Annotated in this window: 5 protein-coding genes; all 5 read left to right on the top strand. The window is 65.5% G+C overall.

Going from position 1 to position 9916, the window contains the following annotated elements; genetic code table 11:
- The first annotated feature begins 60 nt into the window (after positions 1 to 60).
- The 5 genes from O7A05_RS28605 (at position 61) to O7A05_RS28625 (ending at position 9696) form a co-directional block, all read left to right on the top strand.
- A complete protein-coding gene (locus tag O7A05_RS28605) occupies positions 61 to 2301 on the top strand; it encodes a hypothetical protein (RefSeq protein ID WP_337096454.1) in 2241 nt (746 codons plus the stop codon).
- An 11-nt stretch (positions 2302 to 2312) separates the two neighbouring features.
- Entirely contained in the window at positions 2313 to 6158 is a 3846-nt protein-coding gene (locus O7A05_RS28610; protein WP_337096455.1) for a DUF7929 domain-containing protein, read from the top strand.
- Between the two features lie 233 nt (positions 6159 to 6391).
- Positions 6392 to 7069, top strand: coding sequence for a ribulose-phosphate 3-epimerase (gene rpe, locus O7A05_RS28615; RefSeq protein WP_337096456.1), 678 nt, complete (start codon positions 6392 to 6394; stop codon positions 7067 to 7069).
- Between the two features lie 261 nt (positions 7070 to 7330).
- A complete protein-coding gene (locus O7A05_RS28620) occupies positions 7331 to 8068 on the top strand; it encodes a GntR family transcriptional regulator (protein WP_337096457.1) in 738 nt (245 codons plus the stop codon).
- A 107-nt stretch (positions 8069 to 8175) separates the two neighbouring features.
- Positions 8176 to 9696, top strand: a complete 1521-nt coding sequence (locus O7A05_RS28625) for a malonate--CoA ligase (protein ID WP_337096459.1) — start codon at positions 8176 to 8178, stop codon at positions 9694 to 9696.
- Positions 9697 to 9916 lie beyond the last annotated feature (220 nt).

A 9916-nucleotide genomic window follows, 5' to 3' on the forward strand; every position in this document is an offset into this window, starting at 1 on the left:
CTTTCCGCTCCGCCCATGAACCTTTCCCCGCCAGCCGGCGACTGACGGTCAGGCGCCGCAATGGCGCGGCCCGGAAAGGAAGCCGCCATGACCAGAAACCCAGAGACTTCGCGGTCTCCGGGAACAACGGGAACCCAGCGCGATCACCGCCTTCGGGAAGGGGTCGACGCGCTGAGCTTCCGGCTGATTCCGTTGACCCTGCGCAGGAGCCGGCGTATCGTCACAAAGAGGAAAACAGACACTACGATCGGGGAAGAACGTGCTGGAACGCCGCGCCTTGCCCTGGTTGGCGTGGTAGAGGCGGACGTTCCTTCCAGCGGCTTCGGGGGGAGTTCAATGTCTGGTGTTCGCGGCTCGCCTCTGCGTTCCCACGGCCGCCGTTTGCGCCACGCGATCGCAACAAGCAGCGGAATTCTCGCTTTGGCGCTGTCCGCCGGCTTGTGGCTCGGCGGGGCGGCGAAGGCGCAGGAAACCCAGATCATCTATCCCGGTTCGATGTCGGTCACCGGCTTTCCGGGCACCACCATTCCCAATTTCGATCAGGGTCTGCTCCCCGGCGTCGACCCGGTCGACGAGACCTTCATCGATACGTCCCGCGCATCCTTGCGCATTTTCGACGTGTCGCATCTCGGCGGGCCGGCCTCCGGCCAACTCGTCAACATGCCGCCGCCCTTCGAGGTGACGGCCGGGCAGATCGGCGAAGTGTTCGGCCTCGCCTATGACGATGGCGTGCGCGACGGCGTGCCGTCAGGCGTTCCCAACCTCTACGCGGCCGCGACCTCGCTGCATGGCATCGAGATCGTCACGCCGGACGTCGACAGCGACGGGCGTCCGGAGCGGCAGCGCCGCGGCGCCGCGGGCGCCACCTTTATGGACGGGCAGTTCGGCACCGAGAATGGCGGCGGTCCAGGCACGATCTGGAAGATCGACGGTATCACGGGCGCCGTCTCCAAATTCGCCGACATCGACACCAACAGCGGGCAGGGCATCGGCAACCTCGCCTTCGATCCGACACATCGCGAGTTCTTCGCTTCGGATCTCGACACCGGGCTGATTCACCGCATCGATATCGAGGGCAATCTGATCGACAGCTTCGACCATGGCGTTGCCGGACGTCCGGCGCATGGGCTCGCCCCGGTCGCCGACGACGCCGCCGTGATGGACATCCAGGCTGCCGCGTTCGATAGCGAAGACCCCGAGACCTGGGGCTATACGCAGGATGCGCGCCGCGTCTGGGCCGTCGCCTATCATGGCGGACGGCTCTTCTATTCCGTCGGCGAGAAGGCAGAGATCTGGTCGGTCGGCATTGCGAGCGACGGAAGTTTTGCCGGCGATCCGCGTTGGGAACTGACGGTCAGGGCAGACAAGGATTATGCCGTCACCGACATCGCCTTCGACAATAAAGGCTTCATGTATCTCGCCCAGCGCGGCCCGATCGAGAACCGCTACGATTACAGCCGTTTCGCCGAGTCCGGCAAAGGCGAGTTGATCCGCTACCGGCGCGAGGAGCCTGACGATCCGACGACGGAATCGGCCTGGGTCGAGGTGCCGCAGGAATATGCCGTCGGCTTCCCGCAGGGCAATCGCCAGTCGGCCGGCGGCGTCGACCTGCAATATCGCTATGACGCCGAAGGCAATCTCGACACTTCCGTCTGCACCGACACCGTCGTCAACACCGGCGACAAGTTGCGCGACAATCCCGAGCTTGCCGAGCGGCTCGCCGCCGGCGGACCGCTTGCCGTGCATGGCGTGCAGCTGACGCCGAGCACGCTGGTCAAGCCCGCCAACGTGCCGCCTTTTGGATCCTGGTTCATCGATTTCGACGGCTATTTCGAGGACCCGGACGTCCAGGGCCAAGTCGGCGACGTCAGGGTCTGGCGCCCCTGCGAAGGCCGCGCCGGCTATTACGAGGAAATCCCCGGCGGCGGCTATCTGCCTCCGTTCCATCCGCCCGACTTCCCGCCGCCTGGCAACCTGCCGCCCTGCGTGGATGTCGAGGACGTGCATTACTACTGCACGCCGCGCGGTCTGCGGGCCGAACTCTATCTCCATGACCATGCCGGCTTCGGCGGCGATTCGATCAAGGCGCAGTCCCAGACGCCCGGCGTCGGGGTGACAACCCCCATGTCGCATGTCCCGAGCAAGCCCTACACGGTCGACATCACCGGCCATAATCCGGGCGACACCGTCAATGTCGGGCTCTGCTTCTACCGCAAGTCCGACCAGGACAAGGGTGGCTACTATCCTTGCTGCAAGATGACGCTGCCGCTCAGAACGCCAGCCGTCAGCTGCGAACGTTGAGGGAGGGACAGATGACAAATCTCGCCCTTTCCCGCTCCGTCTCGAGCCATTCGAAAACCGTCATGGAGACGATCATGAAACCCCTGTCATATGCCAGGCGCGGCGCGCGCTGGCTGATGGCGGCCGGTATCGCGGTCGCCATGATGCCGGCCCTGCCGGCGCTTGCCCAGGACCAGACTCCGGCCGCGACCAATCAGGGCGCCAATGCAGCGTCACGCGGCATCAATGCGGAACTCGCGCGGATCGTGCCCTTCTTCACCAAGAAAGGTAGCCAGAAAAGTTGCGATTCCGTCGAGTATGTCCTTAGCTTCGGCATCCATGGCGACCCGCAGGACTTCGACCGGCCAAGCGTGGCCGCCCTGCTCAAAGCGACAAGGCTCGATTTCAAGGACCAACTGCCGCACGGCCTGCAGATTGTCAGCGTCGATGTCGCCGGCGACGGCACCAGCGCCTCCGGCGGAGCGCTGCCCGCTGCTTCAATCGGCACGTCGGCCAGCCCGAACGACACGGCCCGCGTTTCCAACTTCCGCATCAGCGCTGCCAACCTCGATGGCGTCGGAGCCGCGAACGAACGCGTCATCACCTTCCGCATCACCGCCAAGATAGACCATGCGACCTTTCCCGTGCCGACGACGGTCGACAACCAGGGTGAGATCGAGGTGGCCTTCAGGGGCGGTCCGGCAACAACGATCCGCTCGCAGGATCCGGACAAGCCCGACGACGGCGATTTCCTGACCGGCGTGAAGACCTCGATCAAGATCGACCTGACCAAGTGCAACCCACCGCCTCCGCCTCCCAGCAAGGAATGCTTCAAGGTCGAGCACGGCACGGTCGACTGCGTGCCCGGCGGCGGCGCCTTCATCTACCATATGCCAGTCGGACCCGAGATGGGCGGCAAAGGGGTGCAGGTGTCGACGACTACACCCGGCATCAGCATCGTTCCCGACATGCAAAAGGTGCCGGTCGGCGGCGGCGTGCTGAACTGGAAGATCATCGGCGCTTCGCCCGGCGAGACCATCCACCTCGTCGTCACCGGCATCGAGACCTATACGGGGCCGAAGGAAGGCTGGGGGCTCTGCTGCACGCAGGTGATCGACATCGTCGTCCCGCGTGATCTCAGATGTCCGCCGAAGGACAAGGAGCCGGACCTCAAGGTCGAGAAGCATGCCGACGTGCCGCGTTGCACGATGGCCGGCGGCTGCGATTTCACCATCACCGTCACCAATGTCGGCGACGCTCCCTATAACGGCAAGATCGTGCTCGACGAGGTGACGCTGCCGGCAGGCTCGGTGCTGACCTCCGGGCCGAACGCGCCCTGGGTCTGCGTGCCCGGCACGACGCCGATGACCTGCACCTATCCGGCGACCACGCTCAACTCCGGCGCCTCCGTCAACCTCAAGCTCGGCTTCAAGCCGGCGGGCGGCTGGCAGGGCGGCGTGCTGCGCAACTGCGCCGCCTATGACTACCAGGCCAGCGGCAAGCCGCTGTTCGGCAGCCAGCAGAACGACCGCGGCTGCGCCTCGATCCCGATCTGCCGCCGTGGCGATCGCGATCCACAGTGCAATCCGCCGGTCGAGAAGAAGGTCGACCTTATCCTGAAGAAGCGCGCCCGCACCCCGGTCTGCACGCCGGACGGCGCCTGCACTTTCGTGATCGACATCATCAACAACGGCACCGGCACCTATAACGGGCCGCTGACGGTGATCGACACCTATCCCGGCGGCGCGCCGACCTCGTCGACCTTCGGGCCGAGCCCGCCATGGGCCTGCGGACCGAACGGCCCCGACCAGTTCCGCTGCGACAATGCCGGCATCTCGCTGCCTCCGGGCGCCTCGACGCCGATCGTCGTCAGAGCGGTGATGCCGGCAACCTACCGGCCGGACACGGTGGAGAACTGTGCCGAAGTGAAAGGCATTGCCGGCGAGGTCGACCTCGCCAACAACAAGGCTTGCGCCACCGAGCGCATCCGCCATCCGAATGGCGGCCAGCCCGGCCTGCGCATCACCAAGACCTGCAACGGCTCGCTGGCCGGTGCCACGGTTTCCTGCCGCATCACCGTCACCAATGCCGGCACCGCCGCTCCCACCGCACCGGTGCGGGTCAGCGATGCCGCCACGCTGTTGTCGGGTGGCGCTCCAGTGCAAATCCAGGCCGTCACCCCTGACGGTGCGGACTGGGCCTGCGGACCGGCGCCTGCCAACACGCTGTCGTGCCAGATTCCCGGCGCCGTGATGACGCCCGGAACCAGCCGGCACTTCGACGTGACGGTGAGCGGCAATAGCGCGTTCGAGAATTGCGCGCGCGGCTCCTACGGGCCGGCGCCGGGCGACGACATCGTCTACCCGATCGGCCAGGCCTGCGCGAAGGGCGGCGGCGGCTCGACCATCCGCGCCGAGAAGACCGGCGATGCCGAGTGCCGGCTGGGAGAACCATGCTCGTTCGAGATCACCATCACGAACGATGGGCCGAATCCCTTCTTCGGCCCGGTCCGCATCGGCGACGCGATCGGCATCGACGGCATCGGCAGGCTGGAAGCCGTCCGGATCACCGCGATCGAGCCGCCCTTCGGCTGCTCGCCGGAGCCGGCGACGCTGCCGGCGTCCTGCATCGCCAACCTGGCGCTCGGCGCCGGCGAAAGCCGCAAGCACCATGTCACCGTGACCCTTCCCGACGACAGGCGGCTTGCCGATCTCAAGGGCACGATCAGCGGGCAGAACTGCGTCGGCGTGCTCTCGCCGAACACGCCGGTGCAAAGCGGCGGCGACGTTCTGTCGCGCATGCCGAGCGGCGTGCAGGGCGATCGCGGCAAGGCCTATGCGTGCCATCCCTTCACCATCAGGCATGAGGTGAAGAACCAGTGCTTGTATGGAATGGTGCTGAACTCGACCGGCCGTTGTGTCTGTCCGGAAGGCACCACCTTCCGTGACGGCCAATGCTCGTCCGGTGGGAGCAAGCTTCTGCCGCTTCCGGTGCCGCAGCGTTGCGTCCTGCTGCAGGGCCAGATCCGCACCGAAGACGGACGCTGCGTCTGCCCGCGCGGCACCGAGCTGGAAAACGGCAAATGCGTGCGGGGCGAAGAGCCGCAGGAGCCGCAATGCACGCTGCGTCCCGGCCAGTACCGCGACCAGAACGGCAATTGCGTCTGCCGCCGCGGCGAGCTGGTGAACGGCGTGTGCCAGGTCGTCCCGCCGAAATGCACGATCCGTGGCGCAGTGCTGACGACGGACGGCTGCGTCTGCCCGAAAGGCACGCATCTCGACCGTGCCGCCAAGGCTTGCGTGCCTGACAGGCAGCCGCCCGCCCAGTGCCGTATCCGCGGCCAGTCGCGCAATGCCGATGGCGATTGCGTCTGCCCGAGCGGCATGGAGGTGCGCGGCGGCGCCTGCCGGCCGATCGTGTCGAAGCAGTGCCCGGTCCGCGGCCAGGTGCGCGACGCCAACGGCAACTGCGCCTGCCCGGACGGCCTGGTGGTGCGGGGCAAGGCCTGCCAGCGGCCGCGGCCGAGCCAGGAGCAGTGCGCCGTCCGCGGCCAGGTCCACAACAAGCGGGGTGACTGCGTCTGCCCGCGCGGGACCGAAATCCGCAACGGCGCCTGCCGCAAGCCGGCGGTGGAATGCGCACCGGGTGCGGAGTTCATCGACGGACAATGCCAGCCCGTCTTCACCCGGCGGCGCTGCCCGGCCGGAACGACCGGACAGTATCCGGATTGCTACCCGATCCGCAGGCCGCCGGACATAGAGATCAACCCCGGAATCCTGCTCAACCCGAATGTGCTGCAGCAACTGGTGCCGCAGCGCCAGCCGCGGCGCATGCTGCAGGATCCGGCGGGCGCCGACATCCACAACTTCAAGCCGTAATCTTTGCGGCTGAAGGTCGAGGCCCGCCGGAGCGATCCGGCGGGTTTTCTTTTCCACATCGAGGAAAGGCTTCACGCAGCCGGGCCAATGCGCCCGTCGAAAACATGCTTCTTATCTCTTTGTTTTCACGCAATTCCGGACGGAAAAGCGCTCGCACTTCTCCTGGAATTGCTCTAGGCAGTCGCCCTGACAGGCGCGACCACGCGCACAGGACCGCCGGGAGAATTTGCGCCATGAGCAAGAAGACCCTGATCGCGCCATCGGTGCTGGCGTCGGATTTTTCGAAGCTGGGCGATGAGGTCGAGGCCGTCGCGGCGGCCGGCGCCGACTGGATCCATCTCGATGTGATGGACGGCCATTTCGTGCCCAACATCACCTTCGGCCCGCCGGTGATCAAGGCGATCCGCAATCGCACCAAGGCCTTCTTCGACTGCCATCTGATGATTGCGCCGGCCGATCCCTACCTGGCGGCCTTCGCCGAGGCCGGGTGCGACGGCATGACTGTGCATGCCGAGGCCGGGCCGCATCTCGACCGCTCGTTGCAGACCATCAAGAGCCTCGGCAAGAAGGCCGGCGTCTCGCTCAATCCGGCTACGCCGGAAACGGCGATCGAATATGTCCTCGACCGGCTCGACCTGATTCTGATCATGACGGTCAATCCTGGTTTCGGCGGACAGGCCTTCATCCCGGCGATCATCGACAAGGTGAAACGGGTGAAGGCGCTGATCGGCAGCCGGCCCATACACATCGAGATCGACGGCGGCGTCTCGGCCGAGACGGCACCGCTGGTGACCGCGGCCGGCGCCAATGTACTGGTGGCGGGCGCCGCCGTCTTCAAGGGCGGCAGCGTGGAAGCCTATAGGGCGAACATCGAAGCAATTCGCACCGCTGCCGACAGGACCGCCAGTTGAACGTATAGCTGCCCGATCTCTCGCGGAAGTTGCGCAATCGAGGCAGAGATTGAACGACTGTTCAATATCTGAACCGGTGTAGGAATACCAGCTTTTTTATCGAGATTCTACTTTGTTCAATAAATAGACGGCCCATCTTGTCTTAAAGTAGAATATCGTCATCTTCCCGCTTGAGGCGCCGTTGCCCGGATGTATGATACATGTACGGAATTGCTTCGCCGAGGGGCCCTGGCAAACCAGGGGCAAGCAACAGGAGTTCGATTGACAAACGGAAGCACCGAGCCGGGCCAAAGCAAGGGCGGCAAAAGCACCCTTGCCAGCTCGGTCTACCAGCAACTGCGCGACGACCTGCTGCGCGGAGCTCTGGAGTCCGAGACGAAACTGCGTGTCGAATGGGTCGTTTCCCGCTACGGCGCCGGCGCCTCGCCGGTGCGCGAGGCACTCAACCGCCTGGCCGCCGAGGGCCTGCTCGGCCGTCACGACCAGCGCGGCTTCTTCCTGATGCCGGTCAGCGCCGCGGAACTGGAAGAATTGACGCGCACGCGCTGCTGGCTGGAGGAACGGGCGCTGCGCGAATCCATTGCTCACCGCACCGCCGAGTGGGAAGAGCAGCTGGTGCTGGCGCTGCACCGCCTTGCGCGCGCCGAGCGCCGCCTGCCGGATGACCCAACAACCAACAATCCGGAGTGGGAGAAGCTGCACCGCGCCTTTCATCGCGCGCTGATCGCGGCGTGCCGGTCACACTGGCTGATCGGCTTTTGCGATCAGCTTTCCGATCAGGCCTCGCGCTACCGCCTGATCGCGCAAAACGCGCCAGGCACGGGGCGCGACGATCTTGGCGAGCACCGCATCATCGCCGAGCGTACGCTGAATGGCGACGCCGACGGCGCGGTCGAGGCGCTTCTCAATCACTACCGCCTCACCGCGGCGATGTGCATGGAACGCCTTGCCCAGGGCTATGATCCGAGGGCCGGCAAGTCCCAACGCGGCCGCAAATAGCGGATTGAAAAATCAAAGCAGTTTTTGCTCCGGGCGCCAAATCTGGTATTCGCTCAGGCGAGCGCAAGCATGCGCCATTCGGCCTTCGTCCGCCCTGAGGACATTTCATGACCAATCATCTCTTCAGCGCTTTCCGTTCCCGCATGCCGGCGCCCGGCCGGCTGCTGATGGAGACGGATGACGGCCGTTCGATCACCTATGGCGACATGCTGGCGAAGTCGGCGCAGCTGGCGCACGCCCTGGCGCAGGCTGGCGTCGAGCCCGGCGACCGCGTCGCGGTCCAGGTCGAGAAGAGCCCGGAAGTGGCGCTGCTCTATCTCGCCTCGTTACGCGCCGGCGCGGTCTTCCTGCCGCTCAACACCGCCTACACGCTGCCCGAGCTCGACTATTTCTTCCGCGACGCCGGGCCGAAACTGATCGTTTGCGATCCGGACCGTCTCTCGGGCATCGAACCGCTTGCCGCGGCGATCGGCGCCACGGTGCTGACGCTCGGTCGCGACGGACAGGGAACTCTGGCCAGCCAGGCTTCGCGACAGGCGACGGATTTCAGCAATGTCGCGCGCGGGCCGGACGATCTTGCCGCGATCCTCTACACTTCCGGCACGACTGGCCGTTCCAAGGGCGCGATGCTCACCCACGAGAACCTCGCCTCCAACGCGCGCGTGCTGGTGGAGCAATGGCGCTTCAGCGCCGACGACGTGCTGATCCATGCGCTGCCCATCTTCCACACGCACGGGCTGTTCGTGGCCACCAACGTTATCCTGATGGCCGGCGCGAAAATGCTGTTCGAGCGGAAATTCGATCCGGCGCACGTCATTTCGCTCTTGCCGCGCGCGACCGCGCTGATGGGCGTGCCGACCTTCTATGTGCGGCTGTTGCAGCAGGACGGCCTGGCACGCGAGGCGGCGAAGACGATCCGGGTCTTCATCTCCGGCTCGGCACCGCTCTTGGCCGAGACGCACAAGGCCTGGCGCGAGCGCACCGGCCACGCCATCCTCGAGCGCTACGGCATGACCGAGACCAACATGAACACGTCCAACCCCTATGACGGCGAGCGGCGCGCCGGCACGGTCGGCTTCCCCTTGCCCGGCGTTTCGCTGCGCATCACAGATCCTGAGAACGGCAAGTCGCTGCCCCGGGGCGAGATCGGCATGATCGAGGTCAAGGGCCCGAACGTCTTTGCCGGCTATTGGCGCATGCCCGACAAGACCAGGGCCGAGTTCCGCGACGACGGCTTCTTCATCACCGGCGATCTCGGCCTGATCGATGCCGACGGCTATATCCACATCGTCGGACGCGGCAAGGACCTGATCATCTCGGGCGGCTACAACGTCTATCCGAAGGAGATCGAAAGCGAGATCGACGCGCTGGACGGCGTCAGCGAAAGCGCGGTGATCGGCGTGCCGCATCCCGATTTCGGCGAAGGCGTCACCGCGATGGTGGTGCGCAAGGCGGGCTCGGCGATCAGCGCCGCCGACATTACCGGCGCCATCGCCGGACGGCTGGCGAAATACAAGCATCCGAAGCAGGTGATCTTCGTCGACGAACTGCCGCGCAACACGATGGGCAAGGTGCAGAAGAATGTGCTGCGCGAGGCGTATAAGGATATTTATGCCAAAGCCGGCTAATGGATGACCGGTTGGCCGGACCTCGACTGGCTTGCCGGGGAAGGATCGCGAACCTTGGAGATTAGCCAAGACGCCCATGAGGTCGTCATTCTAGGGCGGAGCGGGAGCGAAGCGGACGCGCAGACCCGAGGATCCTGTGTGTTGGTTCTGGTGTATGGTTGAAGTGGGAAGGAGGCCGAGTGGATCCTGGTCGTCCTTTCGGACAGGCCGTGGCATGGCC

Origin of the sequence: Mesorhizobium argentiipisi (SeqCode), from assembly GCF_037179585.1 — a bacterium.
Taxonomy (GTDB): Bacteria; Pseudomonadota; Alphaproteobacteria; order Rhizobiales; family Rhizobiaceae; genus Mesorhizobium; species Mesorhizobium argentiipisi.

Excerpts from the sequence above, each read along its gene's own strand:
- rpe (WP_337096456.1), top strand. The coding sequence starts at position 6,392 with ATGAGCAAGAAGACCCTGATCGCGCCATCGGTGCTGGCGTCGGATTTT.
- O7A05_RS28605 (WP_337096454.1), top strand. The coding sequence starts at position 61 with ATGGCGCGGCCCGGAAAGGAAGCCGCCATGACCAGAAACCCAGAGACT.
- O7A05_RS28610 (WP_337096455.1), top strand. The coding sequence starts at position 2,313 with ATGACAAATCTCGCCCTTTCCCGCTCCGTCTCGAGCCATTCGAAAACC.
- O7A05_RS28625 (WP_337096459.1), top strand. The coding sequence starts at position 8,176 with ATGACCAATCATCTCTTCAGCGCTTTCCGTTCCCGCATGCCGGCGCCC.